The organism is Azospirillum oleiclasticum, assembly GCF_013423485.1.
In the GTDB taxonomy this organism is placed as follows: Bacteria; Pseudomonadota; Alphaproteobacteria; order Azospirillales; family Azospirillaceae; genus Azospirillum; species Azospirillum oleiclasticum.
Genome location: NZ_JABFFR010000007.1, coordinates 221724 through 245722, shown reverse-complemented (window position 1 = coordinate 245722; position 23999 = coordinate 221724). Strand labels below are relative to the sequence as shown.

The 23999-nt window shown below is 68.4% G+C and carries 18 protein-coding genes and 1 pseudogene; 6 read left to right on the top strand and 13 right to left on the bottom strand.

What is annotated here, in order from left to right; translation table 11 throughout:
• Window positions 1-53 precede the first annotated feature (53 nt).
• Together HL658_RS11210 and pnp are read right to left on the bottom strand one after the other, a co-directional pair.
• Entirely contained in the window at window positions 54-1346 is a 1293-nt protein-coding gene (locus tag HL658_RS11210; protein ID WP_196242161.1) for a family 4 glycosyl hydrolase, read from the bottom strand.
• 154 nt (window positions 1347-1500) lie between these two features.
• On the bottom strand, window positions 1501-3627 hold the full coding sequence (gene pnp, locus HL658_RS11205) for a polyribonucleotide nucleotidyltransferase (RefSeq protein ID WP_180281970.1): 2127 nt from the start codon (window positions 3625-3627) through the stop codon (window positions 1501-1503).
• Between the two features lie 268 nt (window positions 3628-3895).
• On the opposite strand from pnp, the gene HL658_RS11200 reads away from it, so the two are divergent.
• Complete coding sequence (locus HL658_RS11200; protein ID WP_180281971.1) at window positions 3896-4261, top strand: DUF427 domain-containing protein; 366 nt, start codon at window positions 3896-3898, stop codon at window positions 4259-4261.
• Window positions 4262-4330: 69 nt separating this feature from the next.
• Here the strand turns inward: HL658_RS11200 and rpsO are convergent, their stop codons facing one another.
• The 8 genes and pseudogenes from rpsO to HL658_RS11160 all read right to left on the bottom strand — a co-directional run bounded on the left by rpsO (window position 4331) and on the right by HL658_RS11160 (window position 15079).
• Window positions 4331-4600 carry a 30S ribosomal protein S15 gene (rpsO, locus tag HL658_RS11195; RefSeq protein WP_180281972.1) on the bottom strand — a complete coding sequence of 90 codons (270 nt, stop codon included), beginning with the start codon at window positions 4598-4600 and terminating at the stop codon, window positions 4331-4333.
• A gap of 17 nt (window positions 4601-4617) precedes the next feature.
• A complete protein-coding gene (gene truB / locus HL658_RS11190; RefSeq protein ID WP_180281973.1) occupies window positions 4618-5556 on the bottom strand; it encodes a tRNA pseudouridine(55) synthase TruB in 939 nt (312 codons plus the stop codon).
• Between the two features lie 157 nt (window positions 5557-5713).
• Window positions 5714-6193 (bottom strand): annotated as a pseudogene (gene rbfA, locus HL658_RS11185) (30S ribosome-binding factor RbfA); the annotation flags it as partial.
• Between the two features lie 157 nt (window positions 6194-6350).
• Window positions 6351-9134 carry a translation initiation factor IF-2 gene (gene infB / locus HL658_RS11180; RefSeq protein WP_180281975.1) on the bottom strand — a complete coding sequence of 928 codons (2784 nt, stop codon included), beginning with the start codon at window positions 9132-9134 and terminating at the stop codon, window positions 6351-6353.
• Window positions 9135-9147: 13 nt separating this feature from the next.
• On the bottom strand, window positions 9148-9840 hold the full coding sequence (locus tag HL658_RS11175; protein WP_180281976.1) for an RNA-binding protein: 693 nt from the start codon (window positions 9838-9840) through the stop codon (window positions 9148-9150).
• A gap of 22 nt (window positions 9841-9862) precedes the next feature.
• Complete coding sequence (gene nusA / locus HL658_RS11170; RefSeq protein WP_180281977.1) at window positions 9863-11398, bottom strand: transcription termination factor NusA; 1536 nt, start codon at window positions 11396-11398, stop codon at window positions 9863-9865.
• Window positions 11399-11493: 95 nt separating this feature from the next.
• Window positions 11494-11979 carry a ribosome maturation factor RimP gene (rimP, locus tag HL658_RS11165; RefSeq protein ID WP_180281978.1) on the bottom strand — a complete coding sequence of 162 codons (486 nt, stop codon included), beginning with the start codon at window positions 11977-11979 and terminating at the stop codon, window positions 11494-11496.
• A 220-nt stretch (window positions 11980-12199) separates the two neighbouring features.
• The gene (locus HL658_RS11160) at window positions 12200-15079 is read right to left on the bottom strand and encodes a [protein-PII] uridylyltransferase (protein WP_180281979.1); all 2880 of its coding nucleotides are present in this window, start codon (window positions 15077-15079) and stop codon (window positions 12200-12202) included.
• A gap of 254 nt (window positions 15080-15333) precedes the next feature.
• On the opposite strand from HL658_RS11160, the gene HL658_RS11155 reads away from it, so the two are divergent.
• Window positions 15334-16077, top strand: a complete 744-nt coding sequence (locus tag HL658_RS11155) for a sulfite exporter TauE/SafE family protein (RefSeq protein WP_180281980.1) — start codon at window positions 15334-15336, stop codon at window positions 16075-16077.
• A 10-nt stretch (window positions 16078-16087) separates the two neighbouring features.
• Here the strand turns inward: HL658_RS11155 and HL658_RS11150 are convergent, their stop codons facing one another.
• On the bottom strand, window positions 16088-16801 hold the full coding sequence (locus tag HL658_RS11150) for a YggS family pyridoxal phosphate-dependent enzyme (RefSeq protein ID WP_343055060.1): 714 nt from the start codon (window positions 16799-16801) through the stop codon (window positions 16088-16090).
• A 102-nt stretch (window positions 16802-16903) separates the two neighbouring features.
• Here HL658_RS11150 and HL658_RS11145 point away from each other — a divergent pair, with 102 nt between their 5' ends.
• The gene (locus HL658_RS11145) at window positions 16904-17392 is read left to right on the top strand and encodes a hypothetical protein (protein ID WP_180281981.1); all 489 of its coding nucleotides are present in this window, start codon (window positions 16904-16906) and stop codon (window positions 17390-17392) included.
• 68 nt (window positions 17393-17460) lie between these two features.
• Here the strand turns inward: HL658_RS11145 and HL658_RS11140 are convergent, their stop codons facing one another.
• Both HL658_RS11140 and HL658_RS11135 read right to left on the bottom strand, forming a co-directional pair.
• Window positions 17461-18600, bottom strand: a complete 1140-nt coding sequence (locus tag HL658_RS11140; protein WP_180281982.1) for a porin — start codon at window positions 18598-18600, stop codon at window positions 17461-17463.
• A 258-nt stretch (window positions 18601-18858) separates the two neighbouring features.
• Entirely contained in the window at window positions 18859-20013 is a 1155-nt protein-coding gene (locus HL658_RS11135; protein WP_180281983.1) for a porin, read from the bottom strand.
• 288 nt (window positions 20014-20301) lie between these two features.
• Between HL658_RS11135 and HL658_RS11130 the strand changes: the two genes are divergently transcribed.
• The 3 genes from HL658_RS11130 to lptE are packed head-to-tail and all read left to right on the top strand — an operon-like array spanning window position 20302 to window position 23984.
• Entirely contained in the window at window positions 20302-20841 is a 540-nt protein-coding gene (locus HL658_RS11130; RefSeq protein ID WP_180281984.1) for a DUF3576 domain-containing protein, read from the top strand.
• A gap of 52 nt (window positions 20842-20893) precedes the next feature.
• Window positions 20894-23464 carry a leucine--tRNA ligase gene (gene leuS, locus HL658_RS11125; RefSeq protein WP_180281985.1) on the top strand — a complete coding sequence of 857 codons (2571 nt, stop codon included), beginning with the start codon at window positions 20894-20896 and terminating at the stop codon, window positions 23462-23464.
• Window positions 23457-23984, top strand: a complete 528-nt coding sequence (lptE, locus tag HL658_RS11120; RefSeq protein WP_246337471.1) for an LPS assembly lipoprotein LptE — start codon at window positions 23457-23459, stop codon at window positions 23982-23984. The genes leuS and lptE overlap by 8 nt, the downstream gene beginning before the upstream one ends.
• Window positions 23985-23999 lie beyond the last annotated feature (15 nt).

The window sequence follows — 23999 nt, the reverse complement described above, 5'->3', positions numbered from 1 at the left end:
TGATTGGATATCTACGTGTTAACAAGTGGCGGAGAGAGAAACCATCGGCACTCCTAGACACACCCCCTGATGTAGCCCTTATTCACCTCCCACAGCTCGTCCAACAGCGCCACCGCCGCCGTCGTCGAGTTGACCACCGGGTCGATCAGCAGGGCCTGCAGGGCCAGTTCCTTGCTGGCGTGCACCGCGGCCTCGACGGCGAGTTGCTGGACGTTGGCCTGCATGGACATGAGCTTGGCGATGGGGTCGGGGAGTGGGCCCATGGAGACGGGGTGGATGCCGGCGGCGTCGGCCACCACGGGGACCTCGACGGCGAGGTCGGCCGGCAGGTTGGGGATGGCACCCTGGTTGTAGACGATGGCGGAGGGGATGACGCGGCGGCGGTTGTGCAGCATGCCGCCCATCAGGGCCGCCGCACTCTCGCCCGACGGGGTGAGCATCCAGTCGGGGAAGGGGCCGCCGGCCAGGATGCTGTCGATGTGGCCCTGGAGCTCGGCCCGGTTGCGCTCGTCCCAGTCGTAGTCGTAGCCATGCTCCCCGCCCTCGTAGCCGTAGGCGACGTATTCGCCCATATGGTCGTCGGAGCAGGTCAGCCAGCGGCCGAAGGCCTGGAACAGGCGCCGCGTCAGCGGGCGGAACGCCGGGTCGAAGCCGGGCTCGGCCTCGCGCAGCGCCGGGTAGAAATCGGCGCCGGTGACCGGATCGCGAACGTCGGTCACACACTGGAAATGGTTGAGGCCGGCCGCCCAGACGTCGAGCTCCTCCGGCTTGCGGCCCAGGATGTGGGCCATGTCCTCGCGCGCCATCAGGATGCCGTGGCACTGGCCGATGGCGCGCACCGGGCTGTATTTGCCCAGCGCCAGGACGATGCGGCTTTCCGGGTTGGAGAAGTTGATGAACAGCGCCTTGGGGCAGATCGCCTCCACATCGCGCACGATGTCGAAGACCAGCGGCAGAGTGCGCATGGTGAAGAACAGGCCGCCCGGCCCGCCATTCTCGCCCAGCGTGTGACGGATGCCGTGCTTCTTCGGGATCTCGAAATCCAGCCGCCAGAGGCGGTTGCGGTCGATGGCGACGGAGCTGAGCACGAAATCCGCCCCGTCCAGCGCGGCGCGGCGCTCGGTCGTGTGCTCGATGCGGACATGGCCGCCGTGATGGGCGTTCAGCCGGTGGGCGAGGCCCACCATGCGCTCCAGCGCCGCCGGGTTGGTGTCCACCAGCGTCAGGGTGGAGCCGCGCATCTCGTCCGCCGACAGGATGTCGCGGAACATGCTGAGGCCGAACCACTGGCTGCCGGCCCCGATGAAGACAATCTTGGCGGTGTTGGTGATCGTGGTGCTGGTCATGGCGCTTCCTCCCCGGAGGACCATTCCGGAAAGGCTACGCCGTTCGGGTGGGATGCACAAGAAGCGGGCAGGTAACCCTGCCCCCCGCCCGGCGCCTTGCGGCGCCACCCTCCCCCGCCCTCGGGCGGGAGAGGGTTTCCAAGCGCAAGCCGCGTTACTGGGCGGCTGGCTTGTCGCGCTTGGAGATGTCCTCGCCGGTCTCCTGGTCGACCTGCTTCATGGACAGCTTGACCTTGCCGCGGTCGTCGAAGCCGATGACCTTGACCTTCACCTCGTCGCCCTGCTTCACCACGTCCGACACCTTGCCGACGCGCTGCGGGGACAGCTCGGAGATGTGGACGAGGCCGTCGCGGGAGCCGAGGAAGTTCACGAAGGCGCCGAAATCCACCACCTTCACGACCTTGCCGATGTAGACGACGTTCATCTCCGGCTCGGCGACGATGCCCTTGATCCAGTCGATGGCGGCCTGCGCGGCCTTCTGGTCGACCGCGGCCACCTTGACCGTGCCGTCGTCCTCGATGTCGATCTTGGCGCCGGTCTGCTCGACGATCTCGCGGATCACCTTGCCGCCGGAGCCGATCACGTCGCGGATCTTCTCCTTCGGGATGTTGATCACGGTGATGCGCGGGGCGTTCTCGTTCACGCCTTCGCGGGCGTTGGTCAGCGCCTTCGCCATCTCGCCCAGGATGTGCAGACGCCCGTCCTTGGCCTGGTCGAGCGCGATGCGCATGATCTCCTCGGTGATCGAGGTGATCTTGATGTCCATCTGCAGGGCGGTGACGCCGGCCTCGGTGCCCGCCACCTTGAAGTCCATGTCGCCCAGATGGTCCTCGTCACCCAGGATGTCGGTGAGGACCGCGAAGCCCTCATCCTCCTTGATCAGGCCCATGGCGATGCCGGCGACCGGGCGCGGCATCGGCACGCCGGCGTCCATCATCGACAAGGACGAGCCGCAGACCGTGGCCATGGAGGAAGAGCCGTTGGACTCCGTGATCTCCGACACCACGCGCAGCGTGTAGGGGAACTGCTCCTTGGTCGGCAGCAGCGGGTGGATGGAGCGCCAGGCCAGCTTTCCGTGCCCGATCTCGCGCCGGCCGGGGGAGCCGACGCGGCCCGCCTCGCCCACCGAGTAGGGAGGGAAGTTGTAGTGCAGCATGAAGTGCTCGCGGTACTCGCCCTCGAGCGCGTCGATGATCTGCTCGTCCTGGCTGGTGCCCAGCGTGGTGACGACCAGCGCCTGGGTCTCGCCGCGGGTGAACAGCGCCGATCCATGGGCGCGCGGCAGCACGCCGACCTCCGCCACGATCGGGCGGACGGTCTTGGTGTCGCGGCCATCGATGCGGCGGCCGGTCTTGATCACCGCACCGCGCAGGATGTCGCTCTCCAGCTCCTTGAACTCGGTGGCGACGGCGCTGGCCTCGAAGCCTTCGGCCACCAGCGTCTCCAGGCCCTTGGCCTTGGCGGCGCCGATCTTCTCGTACCGGTTCTGCTTCACCGTCTCGGTGTAGGCGGCGGCCACGTCGTCGCCGACGACCGCCTTCAGACGGGCCTTCACCGCGGCGCGGTCATAGGCCGGGGGCGGCAGGTCCCACGGCTCCTTCGCGCATTCCTCGGCCAGCTCGATGATGGCCTGGATGACCGGCTGGAAGTTCTTGTGGCCGTACATGACGGCGCCGAGCATGACGTCCTCGGACAGCTCCTTCGCCTCGGACTCCACCATCAGCACGCCGTCGCCGGTACCGGCGACCACGAGGTCGAGGGCCGACTTGTCGATCTGGTCGGCGGTCGGGTTCAGCACATACTGGCCGTCGATGTAGGCCACGCGCGCAGCACCGATCGGACCCAGGAAGGGAATGCCGGAAATGGTGAGCGCCGCGGAGGTGCCGACCATCGCCACGATGTCCGGGTCGTTCTCCAGGTCATGGCTCAGCACGGTGCAGATGACCTGCGTCTCGTTGCGGAAGCCATCGACGAACAGCGGGCGGATCGGGCGGTCGATCAGGCGGCTGACCAGCGTCTCCTTCTCCGACGGGCGCCCCTCGCGCTTGAAGAAGCCGCCGGGGATCTTGCCGGCCGCGAAGCTCTTTTCCTGGTAGTTGACCGTCAGCGGGAAGAAGTCCACACCTGGCTTGGCCGCCTTCGCCGCCACCGCGGTGCACAGCACGGTCGTTTCGCCGTAGGTCGCCAGCACGGCGCCGTCCGCCTGCCGCGCGATCTTCCCCGTCTCCAGCGTCAGCTTGCGCCCGCCCCAGTCGATTTCTTTCCGGTGCACCTTGAACATACGCTCTTTCCTTCCATCCGACGCCCGCCCGACCCGGATTGGCCGAACGGGTTGGGATTGCGGCTCTTCCGCGATCCCTCGAATAAACGCAAAACAGCCGATCCTGGTTCGTCCACACCGACTTTGCGAAACGCATCTGAATAGCTGAATCCGCGATTGACGTCATCCTCTGAATGACGGCGAAGTCCCGCGCGGTACGGCGGGGCTTGTGCTTCCAGGACTTCGACACCATCCCTCTACGGGTAAGCACCCCCGCAGGAGACCCCAGATGAAGACACCCGGCACGGATCATCCGATCACCGTGGAGCCGCACCGCCGCCGCTTGCGGGTCCAGTTCAACGGGCGCACCGTCGCCGACACGCAGTCGGCGTTGATCCTGCGGGAGGCGAGCTATCCGCCCGTGTTCTACGTCCCGCGCGCGGATGCGGACATGGCTCTGTTCGAGCGCACGGCGCACAGCACGCGCTGCCCGTACAAGGGGCAGGCGGCCTATTACACGCTGGTCGTGGACGGCAGGCGGTCGGAGAATGCGGTCTGGAGCTATGAGGAGCCCTACGAGGCGGTCAAAGCCATCGCGGGGCATCTGGCGTTCTATCCGGACCGGGTGGACGCGTTCGGGGAGAGCGACGGCTGAGCGCCGTCCGCAGACGCGAAAACGCCCGCAAGCCGCATCGCACGGCTTGCGGGCGCTGTCATCCGAAGCTCAGCGGCGCAGGCCGAGACGTTCGATGAGGGTGCTGTAGCGCGACTGGTCCTTCTTCTTCAGATAGTCGAGAAGGCTGCGGCGCTGACCGACCATCACCAGGAGACCACGGCGGGAGTGGAAGTCCTTCTTGTGGGTCTGGAGGTGGTCGGTGAGGTTGCGGATGCGCTCCGACAGGATCGCGACCTGCACCTCGGGGGAACCCGTGTCGGCGTCGCCACGGGCGTATTCCTTGATCAGCTCCTGCTTGCGCTCGGCGGTGATCGACATCGTGCACTCCTGATGGTTCAAAGGTTGAGCACACGCACCGGGCGGACCTCCGCCCCCTCGACACGGGCCAGCGCCACCGGGGTTCCCCCGACATGCGCAAATACGGCGCCGCCCTCGCCTGCCGTCCCGTGAAGCCCCTTGAGGCGTTCGCGGTCCTGCCGGGTGAGGAGAGCCACCGATTGTCCGTGTCTCAGCCGGTGCGCCTCGGCCTCCGTCAGGGCCAACGCCGGGATGTCGTCCAGCGCGGTCTCGATCGGAAGCAGAAGATTTTCGGCGGCGGCACCTTGCTCCAACGCGGCCAGATCGTCCAGGGAAATCGCGCGGTCCAGCGTGAAGCGGCCGACGCGGGTGCGCCGCAGCGTCTGCACATGCCCGACGGTGCCCAGCGTTTCGGCCAGATCACGGGCGAGCGAGCGGATGTAGGTGCCCTTGCCGCAGTCGACCTCGAAGGTCGCATGATCCGCGTCGGGCATGCCGGTCAGCGCGATGCGGTCGATGCGCACGGTGCGCGGCTGCAGATCGACCGCGTCGCCCTCGCGCGCGATGGCGTAGGCGCGCTCCCCGTCCACCTTGATGGCGGAGAACTGCGGCGGCACCTGATCGATGAAGCCGTGGAAGGCGGGCAGCGCCGCCTCGATCTCCGCCGCGGTGGGACGGTGGTCGCTGCGCTCGATCACCTCGCCTTCGCGGTCGTCGGTGGTGCGGCGCTCGCCCCAGCGCAGGGTGAAGAGGTAGGTCTTCTCGCCGTCCATGACATAGGAGACGGTCTTCGTCGCCTCTCCCAGCGCGATCGGCAGGATGCCGGTCGCGATCGGGTCGAGCGTGCCGCCGTGACCGGCCTTCTCGGCGTTCAGCAGGCGCCGCACCCGCGACAGCGCCTGGGTGGAGGTCAGCCCGTCCGGCTTGTCGAGCACCAGCCAGCCATGGACCGGCTGCCCCTTCCGCTTACGCGCCACGGCCGCCCTTCCCGCGCGGACGCGCCGGTTCCCCGTCGTCCTCGTATTCGTTCTCCTCGGCCCCGCCGGCATCCTCGTCGTCGGAGTCGTCGTCCTCGTATTCGTTGTCGTCCTCGTCGGAGTCGTCATCCTCGTCGAGGTCGTCCTCCTCATACTCGGCGTCGTCGGAGTCCTCGTCCTCCTCGTCCCAACCGTCGTCCTCATCCTCGTCGTGGTCGCCGTCGCCGTTGACCCGCTCGGTCAGGTCGCGGGCCACGTCGGGGCTGTGCAGGATGGTGGCGATGTGGTTGGCGTAATCGAAGGAGGTGTCGGCCTCGAAGCTCAGCGTCGGCGCATGGCGCAGCTTCACCGCGCGCGCCACTTGCCCGCGCAGGAAGGCGGCGGCGCGGCGCAAAGCCGCCAGAGCCTCGTCCACATGCCCGCCGCCGAGCGGGGTGATGAAGGCGGTGGCGTTGGACAGGTCGGGGCTGACGCGCACCTCGGTCACCGTGATCCGCAGCTTCTGAAGCTCCGGATCATGAAAATCACCGCGCTGGAACAGCGCGGCAAGAGTGTGCCGCAGCTCCTCGCCGACGCGGAGCTGCCGCTGGGACGGTGCCTTGCCGGCGCGGAACGCGCCGTTGTGCCTGCTTGCCATGGGCGTAGCTTTCTCAGTTCGGGCCGGCTCTATCGCGGAAGCCGCCGATACCAGGGACTTTGCGCGCCATCCGCGCCGCGTCAACCCGCGAGCCGTATCGCAGGGACGGCACCGCGCCCCGCTGGCCGGAACCAGCGGGGCGCGGGACGAACCACCGTTACAGCGCCCGCGCCACCTCTTCCATCTCGAAGGCTTCGATGACGTCGCCGGCCAGGATGTTGTCGTAGTTCTCGAAGGCCATGCCGCATTCGTAGCCCTCGCGCACCTCGCGGACCTCGTCCTTGAAGCGCTTGAGGGTCTTCAGCGTGCCCTCGTGGATCACCACGTTGTCGCGCAGCAGGCGGACACCGGCGCCACGCTTGACCTGGCCCTGCGTCACCATGCAGCCGGCGACCTTGCCGACGCGGGTGATGTTGAAGACCTCGCGGATCTCCGCGTAGCCGATGAAACGCTCGCGCAGCGTCGGGGCGAGCATGCCCGTCAGCGCCTGGCGCACATCGTCGATCACGTTGTAGATGATCGAGTAGTAGCGGATTTCCACGCCGTCGCGCTTGGCGAGGTCGCGGGCCTGCGGGTTGGCACGGACGTTGAAGCCGATGATCATGGCGTTGGACGCGTTCGCCAGCGTCACGTCGGACTCGTTGATCGCGCCGACCGACGCGTGCAGGACGCGCACCTTGACCTCGGTGTTCTCCTCGGTGAGCTTCTCCAGGGCACCGGAGATCGCCTCGATGGAGCCCTGCACGTCGCCCTTGATGACGACGGGCAGTTCCTTGGCCTCGCCCGCCTGGATGCGGTTGAACATGTCCTGCAGCGAGCCGCGCGCGGTGGCCGCGTTGGCGACCTCGCGCTTCTTGCGCTGCCGGAACTCCGCGATCTCGCGGGCGCGCGCCTCGGTGTCCACCACCGAGAAGTCGTCGCCGGCCATCGGCGTGCCGTTCAGACCCAGCACCTCCACCGGGAAGGCGGGGCCCGCCTCGGTGATGCTCCGACCACGGTCGTCGATCAGCGCGCGCACCCGGCCCCACTCGGCGCCGGTCACGAACACGTCGCCGACCTTCAGCGTGCCGCGCTGGACCAGCACGGTGGCCACCGAACCGCGGCCGCGCTCCAGCTTGGCCTCGATGACCACACCCTCGGCGCTGCGCTTGGGGTTGGCGCGCAGCTCCAGGATTTCCGCCTGCAGGAGGATCGCCTCCTCCAGCTTGTCCAGGTTGAGCTTGGTCTTGGCGGAGACCACGACGTCGAGCACGTCGCCGCCCATGTCCTCGACCACCAGCTCGTGCTGCAGCAGCTCCTGGCGCACCCGGTCGGGCTTGGCGTCCGGCAGGTCGATCTTGTTGATCGCCACGATGATCGGCACTTTCGCCGCCTTGGCATGGCGGATGGCCTCGACCGTCTGCGGCATGACGCCGTCGTTGGCCGCCACCACCAGCACCACCACGTCGGTGACATTGGCGCCGCGGGCACGCATTTCGGTGAAGGCCGCGTGACCCGGCGTGTCGATGAAGGTGATCTTGGCGCCGGACGCCAGCGTCACCTGATAGGCACCGATGTGCTGGGTGATGCCGCCGGCCTCGCCCGACACCACGTCGGTCTGGCGCAGAGCGTCGAGCAGCGAGGTCTTGCCGTGATCGACGTGGCCCATGATGGTGACCACCGGGGGCCGGGGCAGGGTGTTTTCCGCCACGTCGTCGCCACCACGCAGGCCGATCTCGACATCCGCCTCCGACACGCGCCGCGCGCGGTGGCCGAACTCCGCCACCACCAGCTCGGCGGTGTCGGCGTCGATGGTCTGGTTGATGGTCGCCATGACGCCCATGCGCATCAGCGCCTTGATCACGTCGGCGCCGCGCTCGGCCATGCGGTTCGCCAGCTCCTGCACGGTGATGACTTCGGGCAGGATCACGTCGCGGGTCACCTTCTGGGTTTCCTGGCGCATCATCAGGCGCAGGCGTTCCCGCTCACGGGCGCGGCGGACCGAGGCGAGCGAACGCCCGCGCTGGCCGTCGTCGTCGCTGAGCGCCTGGGACACCGTCATCTTGCTGCCGGACCGGCGACGGTCGCCGCCGGGGCCGGGGCCGGTGCTGGGCTTGCGCGGGGCGGCGGCCGGAGCCTTGGCCGCGCCACCCTTGGTCTTGCCGCGGCTGCGGGAGTCGTCCTCCTCCTCTTCGCCGTGGCGGGGGGCCGGGACTCCGGCGGCCGGGCGGACGGCGGCGTCGCCGGCGGCCGGACGGGCCGGGGCTCCGGCGGCCGGGCGCGCGGTGGCACCGGCATGGGGCGGACGGCCGCTCCGGTTCTCCTCGGGGCGGCGCTTGGGCTGCTCCTCGGGCTTGCGGGCCTCCTCGGCCTCCTTGCGCTTGGCCTCCTCCTCGCGGCGGCGACGCTCGGCCTCCTCGGCGACCTTGCGCTCCTCCTCCTGGATGCGGCGGAGCTCGTCCATCTCGCGCTGTCGCAGGGATTCGGGGTCGAGGGCGACCGGCTCCTCCTCCACGACCATCTCGGCCGCGGCTGCGGCGGCCTCCGCCGCTTCGGCCTCGGCCTCGGCGGCGGCGATGGCGGCCTCCTCGGCCTCCTGGCGCCGGATCTCCTCTTCGAGCATGGCCCCGCGCAAGGCGCGCAGCCGCGCCTCGCGTTCGTCCTTGGTCAGCTGGCGCACGCCCGTGCCGCCGCCACCGCGGTTCGGGCGTCCGGGGACGCCGCGGATGGGGATGCCCTGGGCCGCCTGGCGCGCGGCGGCACCGCCGTCCGCCACGCCTGGCAGGGCGCCCTTGTCCACCGTACGCTTGCGCTTCACCTCGACCGCCACGGTCTTGGTGCGGCCATGGGAGAAGCTCTGCCGAACCGTCGTGTCGACCGGCTTCTTCAGCTCCAGCTTCCCTTTTCCGGAGCCGGAGAGGTGCAAGACTTTCTTATGATCCTGGTCGTTGCTGTCGGTCATCGGATCCGGACTGTTAAGCGTTATCACCACGGCCCGCCGGCCCCGCGCCGGCGGAAAGAATCTTGATGCCCCGGAGGCGTGCCGCATCCCGCAGCAACCCTTCGGAGAGCCGGCCCCGCGCCACGACCGCATGGACCGCGTGCTCGCGTCCCAGGGCCGCCGCAAGGCCGGCGGAATCGAAGGCGTCGATCACCGGAAGTCCCGGTGCCAGCGCCGTCAGCTTGCCCCGCTGGTCGGCGGAGCCATCGGCGGCCTCCACCAGCAAGGCCGGCGGCGGACCGCCATGGCCGACGCGACCGGACTTCAGCGCCTCGCGTACCTTTTCGTAACCCGCCAGCGCCTGCCCCGCCCGCCGGGCAAGACCGAGCCGATCGAGGCAGCGGCGTTCCAGCAGCCGGCCGACACGGTCGGGCAGGTCCGACGGCACCCGCACCGACCGCCGGGCCGCTTTGGAGAAGAGGTTCTTCCCCACCGCGCGCTCGAAGGCGGCGCGCTCGGCCGACAGCCACAGGCCGCGGCCGGGAAGCGTCTCCTCCAGGTCGGGCACGACCTCCGAGTCGGGGGCGACGACGAAGCGGACCATCCCCTCCTTGGGCTGGACCGTGCCCGTGGCGATGCAGCGCCGCAGGGGGCCGGTTTCCCGGTCCTCCGCCAGCTCCGGCTCGCCGCCGTTCCGGTCCAGGGTCGCTTCGTCCAAATCCGTCATCCCCGCTTCAGCACTCCGACCGTCAGCCCTGCGCCGCGTGGCCGGAGGCGGACGGGTCCGCCTGCGCGGCGGCACCCCCCTCGCCATCGAACCAGTGGGCACGGGCGGCCATGATGATCTCGTTCGCCTCGTCCTCGGAAGGACCGTCCTTGCCGAGGATCTCGCGCAGCTCGTCGGCGGCCAGATCGGCCAGATCGTCGAGCAGCTTCACCCCGTTCTCGCCGAGCTTGACGAGCTGCGCGGGGGTCAGCCCCGACAGCTCCGCCACGTCGTCCGCGACGCCGAGATGGCGCCGCCGCTCGGTCATGCGCACATCCTGCTCTTCCAGGAAGGCCAGCGCACGTTCTTTCAGCTCGTTCGCCACGTCCTCGTCGAAGCCCTCGATCTCGGCGAGCTCCTCGGTCTCGACGAAGGCGATCTCCTCCACCGACATGAAGCCCTCGGCAACCAGCAGGTGGGCGATCACGTCGTCCACGTCCAGCGCGTCGATGAAGAGCTGCGACCGGGTGCGGAACTCCTCCGAGCGGCGCTCGGATTCCTCCTGCTCGGTCATGATGTCGATGTCCCAGCCGGTCAGCAGGGTGGCGAGGCGGACATTCTGGCCGCGCCGGCCGATGGCGAGCGAGAGCTGGTCGTCGGGCACCACCACCTCGATGCGGCGGCCTTCCTCGTCCAGCACGACCTTGGCGACCTCGGCCGGGGCGAGCGCGTTGACCACGAAGGTGGCGGCGTCGTTGTTCCAGGGAATGATGTCGATCTTCTCGCCCTGGAGCTCGCCGACCACCGCCTGCACACGGCTGCCGCGCATGCCGACGCAGGCGCCGACCGGATCGATGGAGCTGTCCTTGGACACCACGGCGATCTTGGCGCGGCTGCCGGGGTCGCGGGCGACCGCCTTGATCTCGATGATGCCGTCGTAGATCTCCGGCACCTCCTGCTCGAACAGCTTCGCCATGAACTGCGGATGGGTGCGCGACAGGAAGATCTGCGGCCCGCGCGTCTCCTCGCGCACGTCGTAGATGTAGGCCCGCACGCGGTCGCCGTTCTTGAAATGCTCGCGCGGCAGCAGCTCGTCACGGCGCAGGATCGCCTCGGCCCGGCCGAGATCCACGGTGACGTTGCCGTATTCCACGCGCTTGACGAGGCCGTTGACGATCTCGCCCGTGCGGTCCTTGTACTCGTTGAACTGGCGCTTGCGCTCGGCGTCGCGGACCTTCTGGACGATCACCTGCTTGGCGGTCTGGGCGGCGATGCGGCCGAAATCGATGGGCGGAAGCGGATCGATGATGAACTCGCCGACCTTGATGCCCGGACGGCGGCGCTGGACGGCGGCGAGGCTGACCTGGGTCGCCTCGTTCTCCACCGTCTCCACCACCTCCAGATAGCGGGCCAGATGGATCTCGCCGGTCTTGCGGTCGATGCGCGCGCGGATGTCGTGGTCGTGCCCGTACTTCGAGCGGCCGGCCTTCTGAATAGCCTGCTCCATCGCTTCCAGGACCTCGTCCCGGTCGATGGTCTTTTCGCGGGCGACCGCGTCGGCGACTTGCAGCAGTTCCATCCGTCACACTTTCCGAATGCAGGCGTTCGTCTTGGTTGATGGTTCGATGCGATCGGTCCGTCGGCGCGGGTCGGCGAGCGGCCGGCCCCCGGCCGTCACCCCTGGCCGCCGCTGGCGCGGATCAACTCGTCCGTCAGCACCAGCTTGGCGCGCTGGATGGTTTCCATGGGCACGCGGGCCGGACCCTGTTCGGTGTCGATCAGCACGTCGTCGTCCTCCAGGCCCTTCAGCCGGCCCTTGAAGCGCTTGCGCCCGTCGATCGCCATCCGGGTCTCCAGCTTCGCCTCGAACCCGGCGAACCGTTCGAAATCCCGCCGCCGGGTCAGCGGCCGGTCGATGCCGGGCGAACTGACCTCCAGCGTGTAGGCGCTGGCGATCGGGTCCTCGACATCGAGCAGGGCGGAGACGGAACGGCTGATGTCGGCGCAATCCTCGACCGTCATGGGGCCGCCGTCGGTGCGTTCCGCCATGATCTGAAGGACGGGTCGCTGGGCACCCGTCATCTGCACACGCACGATCTCGTACCCCATGGATTCGATCGACGGTGCGATGATCTGTTCGATGCGACCGGTTGCGTCCATTCCACCTGACCTGCCCCGAGGCCCTCCCCGGGGATTCCAAACGCCGATAAAAAAATGAGTGGGCCACGGCCCACCCGCAAAGCGTCCTGCCGGCCCAGTTTCCCGGACCGTGCAAGTCGTATGGGTTCTCGTTGTCGGAATATAACCATTCCGTGGCCTGCCGCAAGGCTTTTCCAAGATGACGCCACGCGGCAGGATCCGAACCGCCCGACGCGCCGGGTCAGTCGGCGGCGTCCATCGGCTTCGGCTTCTTCACGGTGGCGGCCTTGTCGCGGGTCCGGGGACGGTGGAGCGCCGCGGCGCCCGCCCCTTCCGGGTCGGCCAGCGCGTGCAGAAGCCGCTCGCGCACCTGCGCCAATTTGGCCTCGTGGGTGACCTTCAGGCCGAACACGTCCTTCACGTAGAACACGTCGATGGCCTTCTCGCCGAAGGTGGCGATCTTGGCCGACGAGATCTGGAGCGTCAGATCGGACAGCGCCCGGGTCAGGCCGTAGAGCAGGCCGGGCCGGTCGCGGCCGTTCACCTCGATCACCGTGTGGGTGGTGGAGGCGTTGTTGTCGATCAGCACGCGCGGCGGCACGTGGAAGACGCGGGTGCGGCTGGACAGCACGGTCTTGCGGTTCGCCAGCTCCTGCAACGGCTTGAGCTGGCCGGACAGGACCCGCTCGATGGTGACGGACAGCCGTGCCAGCTTGTCGCCCTGCTCGAAGGCGCCGCCGCTGGCCGCGTCCTGCACCGAGAAGACGTCGAGGGCCGTGCCGTTGGTCAGCGTGAAGATCTTCGCATCGACGATGTCGGCGCCCGACGCGGCGAAGGCGCCGGCCAGCCGCGACACCAGCCCGTGATGGTCGGCGGTGAGGATGGTCACCTCGGTCACCGCGCGGGCGCGGTCGATGCGGGTGTCCACGGTCAGCGCCCGCCCCTCCACCTCGGCCATGCGGATCAGGCGGGCGTGGTGGGCCAGCGTGTCGGTGTCGAAGGACAGCCAGTAGGCGGGGTAATGCAGGTTCGCGGCGTGCTCGAACGCGGGATCGTCGAAATCGGGCAGGTCCTCGCGCAGCTTGCGCTGGGCGATGCGGATGCGGCGCTCCCGTCCCTCGGCCGTCATGCCGCCGGACATCAGCTCTTCCGACCGGTGGTAGAGCTCGCGCAGCAGCGTGGCCTTCCAGTTGTTCCAGCGGCCGGGTCCGACGGCGCGGATGTCGGCGGCGGTCAGGGTGACCAGGAGCTTGAGGCGCTCCGGCGACTGCACCAGCGCCACGAAGTCGCGCACGGTCTTGTCGTCCTCCAGGTCGCGCTTGAAGGCGGTGAAGGACATGGCGAGGTGCCAGCGCACCAGCCAGGCGACCGTCTCCGTCTCCTCCGCGGTGAGGCCCAGCCGCGGGCACAGCTTCTCCGCCACCCGCGCGCCCAGCACCGAATGGTCGCCGCCGCGGCCCTTGGCGATGTCGTGCAGCAGCACCGCCACATAGAGCGCGCGCCGCGACACCACCTTGTGGATCACCTCGCTGGTCAGCGGCAGCTCGTCCTTCAGCAGGCCCTGTTCGATCTTGTGCAGGATGCCGATGGCGAACAGCGTGTGCTCGTCCACCGTGAAGACGTGGTACATGTCGTACTGCATCTGCGCGACGACCCGCCCGAAATCGGGGATGAAGCGGGCCAGCACCCCCGCTTCGTTCATGCGGCGCAGCGTCACCTCCGGGTCCTTGCGGCCGGTCAGGATCTCCAGGAACAGGCGGTTGGCCTCCGCATCCTCGCGCAGGCGCGGGCCGATGGCGGAGAGCGAGCGCGTAATGGCGCGCAGCGCGTTCGGGTGGATGTCCACGTCATTCTGCTGCGCCACGTGGAACAGCCGGATCATGTCGATGGGACGGTCGCGGAACTGGCTGTCGCTGTGGATGTTCAGCCGCTCGCCGTCAACGACGAAGCCCTCGATGTCGCGCCGGCGCGTCAGCGCGGTCAGCCGCAGGATGTTGAACTTGGGCGGGCGCTTGGCGTCGGCCTCCAGGGCGGCGCAGAAGATGCGGGTCAGGTCGCCGACATCCTTCGCCACCAGGAAGTAGTGCTTCATGAAGCGCTCCACGCCCTTGGTCCCGGCGTGGTCGGTGTAGCCCATGCGGGCGCCGATCTGCGCCTGCACGTCGAAGGTCAGCCGGTCCTCCATGCGCCCGGTCAGGTAGTGGAGGTGGCAGCGCGCGGTCCACAGGAAGTTCTGCGCCTTGGCGAAGCGCTGCGCCTCCTCCGGCAGCAGCACGCGGGCGCCGACCAGATCGTCCACCGAATCGGCGCGATACAGGTATTTGGCGATCCAGAACAGGGTCTGGAGGTCGCGCAGGCCGCCCTTCCCGTCCTTCAGGTTGGGCTCCAGCACATAGCGGCTGTCGCCCAGCTTGCGGTGGCGGGTGTCGCGCTCGGCCAGCTTGGCGGCCACGAACTCCACGCCGGTGTTGGCCACCACGTCCTTGTCGAAGCGCTTCCTCAGGTCGGCGAACAGCCCGCCCTCGCCCCACAGGTAGCGGGATTCCAGTATGGCGGTGCGGATGGTGATGTCGGCCTTGCTCTGGCGGATGCACTCATCGACGCTGCGCACGGCGTGGCCGACCTTCAGCCCCAGATCCCACAGGATGTAGAGCATGTATTCGACCACCTGCTCGACCCGCGCCGTGCGCTTGTAGGGAAGCAGGAACAGCAGGTCGATGTCGGAGAAGGGGGCCAGCTCGCCGCGGCCGTAGCCGCCGGTGGCGGCGATGTCGAAAGTTTCGCCGAGAGTCGGGTTGGCGCTGGGGAACATGTGGGTGACGGTGAACTGCGCCAGCGTCTGGATGATGCGGTCGGCGAGGTAGCAGTTCTGCCGCACGCAGTCCTCGCCCAGCCCCCCGGCCTCGAACCGCGCCCGCACCTCGTCCCGGCCCGTGGCCAGCGCCGCGCGGACCGCCGCGATGACGGCGGGGCGCAGGGCGTCGCCGGTGCCGTGCTCCGCAACCAGCGCGTCCAGCTCGGCACCCAGCCGCGTGCCCGACACGATGGCCTGCCGGTCGGCGATGGGGGCGGCTGGTTCGGGCGTGCGGGATTTGGAGCGGGCGGCGCGGGTCGGCAGCATGGGGAGGAGGCCTTGGCGGGAACAACGGAGCGGGGTGATGGGGTTTGACCGGCCGACTATAGGAGCTTTCACCGCGATTCGCACGCCGGTCCGCGGACACCGCCCCCAGGGGATGCCGGAGTGTCGGCACCCCAGCCATGCGGCCGGTGCGGCTGGACGGGTGACACCCGGCCCCCGTACCATCCGTTCGCACATCAAACGATTCCCCACCGCCAGCGAAACCCCGCCAGCGAAACCCGGATGAAGCGCGCATCATGAGTGTCGAGACCATCGCGGTCGTGCTGTTCGGCAGCGCCGCCGCCGCTTTCGTGTGCGGGCTGTCCGGCTTCGCCTTCGGGATGGTGGCGCTCAGCGTCTGGGTGTGGGTGCTGGAGCCGGCGATGCTGGCCCCGCTCGTCATCTTCGGCTCGCTGGTGGCCCAGCTCATCACCATCCGCACAGCGTGGGCGGGGGCCGACCTGCGGCTGCTGGCGCCGATCCTGATCGGCGGCGTCTGCGGCGTGCCGCTGGGGGCGGCGGCGCTGACCACAATCGACCCGGCACAATTCCGCCTGGCGGTGGGCTGCGTGATGGTGGCCTATTCGACTTTCATGCTGCTGGTCCGCCGGCCGCCGCGCATCGACCGCTGGGGCGGCCGGGCCGCCGATCTGGTGTCGGGCTTCGTTGGCGGCGTCATGAGCGGTTTCGCCGGCCTGTCCGCCCCCGCCCCCACCATCTGGGGCGTGCTGCGCGGATGGGAGAAAGACCGGCTGCGCTGCACCCTGCAGGTCTTCAACCTCGCCATGCATGGCAGCACGACGACGGCCTATCTGCTGAACGGCACCATCACCACCGGTCACGCCGGGATCTTCGCCATGATGCTGCCGGTGCTGCTGGTGGCGGCACTGGTTGGCGCGCGGCTCTACCGGATGCTGAACGACGTCGCCTTCCGCCGCATCGTGCTGTGCCTGCTGTTCGTGGGCGGCCTCGCCATGCTGGGGTCGGCCGCGCGAGGGTGACGGCGCGGCGTCAGCCGCCCGCCGCGGGCAGGACGGGACGGGCGCCGAAGATGGCGGTGCCGACGCGGACATGGGTGGCGCCGAAGCGGATTGCGGTCGGATAGTCGCCGCTCATGCCCATGCTGACCACCGGCAACCCGTTGCGGCGGGCAAGGTCGGACAGCAGGGCGAAATGCATCGCCGGCTCCTCGTCCACCGGCGGGATGCACATCAGGCCGACCACATCCAGATCCAGCGCGCGGCAGGCGGCAAGGAAGGAGTCAACCTCGGTCGGGGCGATCCCGGCCTTCTGTGCCTCGCCGCCGGTGTTCACCTCGATCAGGCAGCGCGGGCGGCGGCCGGATTTCGCCTGCTCCGCCGCGATGGCCTCCGCCAGCTTCGGCCGGTCGAGCGTCTCGATGACGTCGAACAGCGCGACGGCGTCCTTGACCTTGTTGGTCTGCAACGGCCCGATCAGGTGCAGCTCGACTCCGGGGAAGCGCGCGCGCAGCTCCGGCCATTTGGCCTTCGCCTCCTGCACCCGGTTTTCGCCATAGATTCGCTGCCCGGCAGCCAGCGCCTCGGCCACGGATTCCGCGGGGTGGGTCTTGGAGACGGCGACCAGCGCCACCTGGGCGGCCGGTCGGCCGCAGTCGGCGCAGGCCTCCGCAATGGTGCGGCGGACCTCGTCCAGGCGGATGGTGATCGAGTCGCGGTCAGGGGATGCGGTGTGCTGCGCGGTCACGGAACGGCTCCCGGTGGTGGTCTCGGCCATGGTGTACAGCGGGCGGCCGGGCGTGGTAACGGACGGGGAACCGTAACGCAAGTGTCCCAGGAGTTCACGCCCATGCGCGCTCTGATGCTCGCCCTGCTCGTCTCGGCCGCGCTCGCCGGCCCGGCGCTCGCCCAGGGAACGGCCCAAGGGACGGCCAAGCCCGCGCCGAAACCCAGCGAGACCAAGGCGGCACGCTCCCCGCTGGCCGGTGTGGCCTTCCCGATCCAGCCCTACCCGCTGGAGGCCAGCGAGATGTACGGCGAATTCATCGGCAAGGCGGCCAAGGACAACGGCCGGCGTTGCCAGGGGCTGGAGGTCTATGGCTGGGAGTTCAAGAAGGGCGACCAGTCCCGGCTGAGCGAGATCGTCGACACCACCATGAACGCGGTCGAAAAGAGCGGCTACAAGCTGACCCAGGTGAAGGCGCCGTCGCTCGAAAGCCCCAATTCGGTGCCGATCGTCGGCGACAAGGCGAAGAAGCGGCTGATGATGGTGTGGGCGCCGGTGGCCGATGCCGTCATGCTGCTGATCTGCGACGCCAGCGCCGCCGCGAAGAAGTAACGCTGAAACACGAAGGGCGGCGGATCGCTCCGCCGCCCTCCGGTTGACAAGACCGGATCGAACCCGGATCAGAAGGTCAGCCAGGTCTGCAGGATCACGATGTTGCCGTCGCGATCCGGCGTGCCGCCGATCTCCTTGTTGTCCACGTCGTAGTGGGTGTACTCCAGACCGACGGTCAGGCCCGGCGACACCAGGTAGGTCAGGCCGGCCTGCCACAGGTCGAGATCACGCTTGCCGGTGATGAAGGTCGAGCCGGGATCCTGCGAGTAGGTGTAGGAACCGCCGACGGTGAAGGCGCCGAACTGGTACTGGGCGGCGGCGATCCAGGTGTAGGTGTCCTCGGTGCTGACGACGCCGAGGCTCTTCTCGTAACCGCTGTCGCCGGCCCAGGAGTAGGAGCCGCCGACCTTGAAGCCGGCGTAGCCGACCTGCAGGCCCGCCTGGACGGAAGACAGGTCCTCGAAGCCGACGCCGACGGCACCGTCACGCGCTTCACCGCCGCTGTAGAAGGCGCTGCCTTCCACGGTGGCGCCGCTGAACTCGCCCGAGTAGACCAGACCCACTTCGTAGACGTTCTTGAAGTTCAGGGTACGGTCGCTGTCGCCGGTGATCTCGGTGCGGGCAACCGACGCGCCGTTGTTGCCGACCACCGGGGTGAAGGAGGCCGCGAGCGACAGGCCGGCGAAGGTCGGGGACTGGTAGAGGACGCTGCTGCTGCGGGTCTGCGACGTGTAGGTGCGCAGGTCACCCTGGGCCTGGACCGGCAGGTCGTTGATGTCCGCCACGAAGTCCATCCAGAAACCGTCCGGACCACCGAAGGTGCCCCAGTCGCCGACCGGACCGATGATGCCCCACTCCGAGCTGGCGCCTTCCTGGGTGCCGAGACGGACTTGGCCGAAGCCGCCCTGGACGAAGATGTAGGCGCGGTCGTAATCCAGGGACCGGTTGCTGTTGGTGGCGCGGATGCGGATGCGGCCGCCATACTCCAGGCCGTTGTCGGCCTTCGCGGACGGGATGACGTTCAGGCGGAAGCGGTTGCTGAACTCGGTGTCGCGCAGGTTCTCGCCGGTGTTCTCGTCGTCCATGTAACCGGCCTGGAAGTAGGCGTCACCGCCGATCAGGACCTGGAACTTGGACTGGGCGGCGGCGGTGCCGGTGAGGGACGCGAAGGCGAGGGCGGCGCAGCCGGCGAGGAGGATGTGCTTCATGGCGGTCTAACCTTTCGGAGGAACGCCGGCGTGCTGCGCCGGGTTGTTCTTTGTCTCGCCACAAGCTGTATCCGGCTGCATCGGACGCGGCAAGACCACTCGTCATCGCACTGCAATGGATCCCCGGCACTGTGGCAGCGAAATCACGACCTGCTGCAACACTGCACCAACCGCCCAAATAACGGGCAAACCCGGACCAAAAAAAACAGCGGCGGCCCGAAGGCCGCCGCTGCACCCGAAAACCGGTGGAGACCGGTATCAGAAGGACAGAACCGAACGCAGGATGAAGACGTTCGACTCGACTTCGCGGTTGGCCGACGCCGTGCCGGCGTCGTTGACCTCGAAGTTCACGTAGGCGTACTCGGCCTGGACGCGCAGGCCCGGGGCGACGGTGTAGCTGGCGCCAACCGACAGGTAGTCCTGCGAACGATCGCCGGACAGCGCCGGGTTGCCGGCGTCCGAACCGGCCGTGTAGCCGACGCCGAGCTGGATCGGGCCGGTCGTGTACTGCAGGCCGATGTTCCAGACCTCGTAGTCGTCCTTGAAGCCCGCGGTCTTGACCTGGCCCGACTCGCCGTACCAGACGTAGCCGCCGCCCAGCACGAAGCCGGCGTAGCCGATCTGCGCGCCGACCTGGAAGCCGCTCAGGTCCTCGTAGCGGGTGGTGCCGAGATCCTCGTAGGAACCGCCGATGTAACCGGCCGAACCGGCCAGCGTGACGCCCGAGAACTCGCCCTTGTAGTTCAGGCCGATTTCGTAGACGTCCTGCAGGGTGCCGTCGTCCTCGGTGCGGAAGACGGTCGCACCGGAGTCGGAGCCGCCGACGCGCGGAGCGTAGGACGCGCCGAGCTGGAGGCCCGAGAAGCGCGGGGAGATGTAGACGATCTTCGACTCGACGTCATCCTGCGCATTGGTGGCGCCCGAGCCGCTGGTCGGCAGGTTGCCGAACGACAGGGTGGACAGCTTGGTGGTGCCAGCCGTCGAGTTGTTCGAGGTGGCCCAGGTCACGGCCGAGTCGTAGATGCCCAGGAACTGGTAGTCGATCGGACGGACGATGTACGCGTCGTCGTTGAAGCTGTTGCGCGTGCCGAGTTCGACGCGGCCGAAGCTGCCGGCCACGAAGATCAGGGCGCGGTCGGCGTCCATGCCGCGATCCGCGGAGTTGGCACGGATACGGATGCGACCGCCGTACTCGAGACCGTTGTCCGCCTTCGCCGACGGGACGATGTTCAGACGGAAGCGGTTGCGGAACTCGGTGTCCCGCAGGTTCTGATCATTGTCCTGATCGATGTAACCGGCTTCGAAATAGGCGTCGCCGCCGATGCGCACTTCGAACTTCGCCTGAGCCTGGGCCGCGCCGCTTCCCAACCCGAGAGCAACGGCGGCGCAGCCCGCCAGCAGATAACGATTCATGATGTTGCCTCCATCCTGGCAGCAGTAAATTCAGCCGGGTTAACGTCCTGGCTGGGAATGTCCTACGCACCTCCCTCCCCGCCAGCAAGCCAGAAACACCATTGCTGCTGCGTTGATGGAACAGTGTGTCGATGTGATCACAGTTTGTGCTGCGGCGCGGCGTGGCTGCACAGCCTTTCGGCAGCGCATGAGATGTTGCGTGGGGACGTTGTTTTATGGTCTTTTCAGCGGCGCGATGGTCGCCGCCGATGGCGTGGCCAATTCCTCCGTTTATCGAGCCGATCAACGATGCGCGCTTCCCGAATCTCTTGCCTTCGCCCCGCCCTGATCGCGGCGGTTCTTGCCCTTGCCGGCTGCTCGGGCTGGGGGGGCCAGACCGAGACGATGCAGGACCAGGTCTTCAAGGATCAGAAGAAGTACGGCAGCATCCTCGGCGCGGAGGGGGGCATCAACCTGTTCGGCGGCAACAAGAAGCAGGGCGCGCAGGACAACAGCGGCGGCGGAATCGGCGTCAACAGCTATCTGTGGCGGGCCTCGCTGGACACCCTGTCCTTCATGCCCATCGTCTCGGCCGATCCGTTCGGCGGGGTGATCCTGACCGACTGGTACTCCCCGCCAGATTCCCCGGGTGAGCGGTTCAAGGTGAACCTGTACATCCTCGACCGTCAGCTGCGGGCCGACGGGGTGCGCGTATCGGTGTTCCGCCAGCAGCGCGCCGGCAACGACTGGCGCGACGCCGGCGTGTCGGGCGAGACGGCGGGCACGCTGGAGGACGCGATCCTCACCCGCGCGCGCCAGCTCCGCGTGGCGCAGACGGCGTCACGCTGAGCGCCGTCGCAACCGCTCCCACCCGGAACGATCCAGAATTCACGGCCTCGCCATGTCGCGTTACAATGTCAAGGAAACCGAGGCGAAGTGGCAGACGGCCTGGGAGCAGCAGGGCTGCTTCACCGCCGTCGACGATGCCTCGCGTCCGAAATACTACGTCCTGGAGATGTTCCCGTACCCGTCCGGGCGCATCCACATGGGGCACGTGCGCAACTACACCATCGGTGACGTGATCGCCCGGCACAAGCGGGCCAAGGGCTTCAACGTGCTGCACCCGATGGGGTGGGACGCCTTCGGCCTGCCGGCGGAAAACGCGGCGCTGGAGAAGAAGGTGCACCCCGCCGTCTGGACGCGCGAGAACATCGCGACCATGCGCGGCCAGCTCAAGACGATGGGCCTGTCCATCGACTGGGGCCGCGAGCTGGCAACCTGCGACGTGGAGTATTACCGCCACGAGCAGAAGATGTTCCTGGACTTCCTGAGGGAGGGGCTCGCCTACCGCAAGGAATCCTGGGTCAACTGGGATCCGGTCGACAACACCGTCCTGGCGAACGAGCAGGTCATCGACGGCCGCGGCTGGCGTACCGGCGCGCTGGTGGAAAAGCGCAAGCTGTCGCAGTGGTTCCTGAAGATCACCGCCTTCGCCGACGAGCTGCTGGACGCCCTGAAGGGGCTGGACCGCTGGCCCGACCGCGTGCGGATCATGCAGGAGAACTGGATCGGCCGGTCGACCGGCTTGCGGTTCCGTTTCCGCCTGAGCGGCCGTGACGACGGGCTGGAGGTTTTCACCACCCGGCCGGACACGCTGTTCGGCGCCTCCTTCGCCGCCATCTCCCCCAACCACCCGCTGGCGCAGGAGTTGGCCGCCGGCAACCCGGTGCTCGCCGAGTTCATCGCGGAGTGCAGCCGCGTCGGCACCTCGGAAGAGGCGATCGAGACGCAGGAGAAGCGCGGCTACGACACCGGGCTGCGCGTCGTCCATCCCTTCGACGAGAGCTGGGCGCTGCCGGTCTACGTCGCGAACTTCGTGCTGATGGAGTACGGCACGGGCGCCATTTTCGGCTGCCCGGCGCACGACCAGCGCGACCTCGACTTCGCCAACAAGTACCGGCTTCCGGTGCGGCCCGTGGTGATCCCGGCCGACACCGATCCCGCCGCCTTCGTGGTGGAGGGGGAGGCCTACACCGGCCCCGGCGTGCTGCGCAATTCACGTTTCCTGGACGGACTCGACGCCGAGTCGGCCAAGGACGAGGTCGGCCGCCGCATGGAGGAGATGGGGCAGGGGGAGCGGACGACCGTCTACCGCCTGCGCGATTGGGGCGTGTCGCGGCAGCGCTATTGGGGCTGCCCGATCCCGGTGATCCATTGCCCGTCCTGCGGCGTGGTGCCGGTGCCCGAGTCGGATCTGCCCGTGGTGCTGCCGGAGGACGTGACCTTCGACAAGCCCGGCAACCCGCTCGACCATCACCCGACCTGGAAGCACACGCGCTGCCCGACCTGCGGCGGGGTGGCGACGCGCGAGACCGACACCTTCGATACCTTCATCGAGTCGTCCTGGTATTTCGCCCGCTTCTGCTCCCCGCGGGTGGAGGATCAGGCCTTCACGCGCTCGTCGGTGGATTATTGGCTGCCGGTCGACCAGTACATCGGCGGCATCGAGCACGCGGTGCTGCACCTGCTCTACTCGCGCTTCTGGACGCGGGCGCTCAGCCAGTGCGGCTATATGGAGCTGCCGGAGCCCTTCGCCGGCCTGTTCACCCAGGGGATGGTCAACCACGAGACCTACAAGGACGCGCGCACCGGCGGCTGGCTGTCGCCGGCCGACGTGGCGAAGTCCGAGTCGGGGGCTCTGCTGCGGGTCGATGACGGCGGTCCGGTGACGGTCGGCCGCGTCGAGAAGATGTCGAAGTCGAAGAAGAACGTGGTCGACCCGGCGGCGATCATCGGCACCTACGGCGCCGACGCTGCCCGTCTGTTCATGCTGTCCGACAGCCCGCCGGAGCGCGACCTGGAGTGGACCGAGGCCGGCATCGACGGTGCCTGGCGTTACATCAATCGCCTCTGGCGCATGGTGACCGAGCCGCCGGTGGCGCTGCCCGGTGCCGACGAGACGATGACCGGTCCGTTCTCCGATCGCGGCAACGCCACCCGCCGCCTGATCCACAAGACCATCGCCGGGATGTCCGACGATCTCGAGAAGTTCCGCTTCAACAAGGCGGTGGCGCGCATTCGCGAGCTGACCAACGCGCTCGGTGAGATCGACGGCAGCGGCGAGGGCGAGGGTTGGGTGCTGCGCGAGGGCTACGAGACGGCCGTCCGCCTGATCGGCCCGATGATGCCGCACCTGGCGGAGGAGCTGTGGCAGCGACTCGGCGGATCCGGCCTGCTCGCCGACCAGCCCTGGCCCGAGGCAGACCCGGCGCTGGCGGTGGACGACGAGATCACGGTCGCGGTGCAGGTCAACGGCAAGCTGCGGGCCACCATCGCCCTGCCGCGCGACGCCGCCAAGGACGTCGCCGAGGCCGCCGCGCTGGGTGATTCCAACGTCGTGAAGGCGCTGGACGGCAAGCCCGTGCGCAAGGTGATCGTCGTGCCGAACCGGGTGATCAATGTCGTTGTCTAGGCGGACCCTGCTGCGCCGGGCCGGGGGCTTCGGCGCCCTGGCCGTGGCGGCGGCACTGACAGCGGCCTGCGGCTTCCAGCCGCTTTACGGCAGCTCGTCGGCGCGCGCCGGTGTGTCGGAGAAGCTGGCGCAGGTCGAGATCACCAACATCCCCAACCGGTACGGGCAGCAGCTCCGCAACAACCTGATCGACCGCTTCTACCGCGACGGCCGTCCGACAATGTCGCCGTACCGGCTGGAGGTCGGGCTTTCCGCCACCGAACAAAAGTTGGCGCTGCGCAAGGATTCGACGGCCGAGCGGGCTCAGCTCGCTGTCGTCGCCCCCTTCCGGCTGATCGAATCCGCGACGGGACGCGCGCTGTTCACCGGCAGCAGCCGGGCGCTGATCAGCTACAACATCCTGGAAGAGCAGTACGCCAGCGTGGTGACGGTCGACAACGCCTATGACCGCGCGCTGGTCCAGATCGCCGACGACATCACGAACCGGGTCGCGATGACCCTCAACAACAGCGGCACCTGACCGGGCGCCCGACCG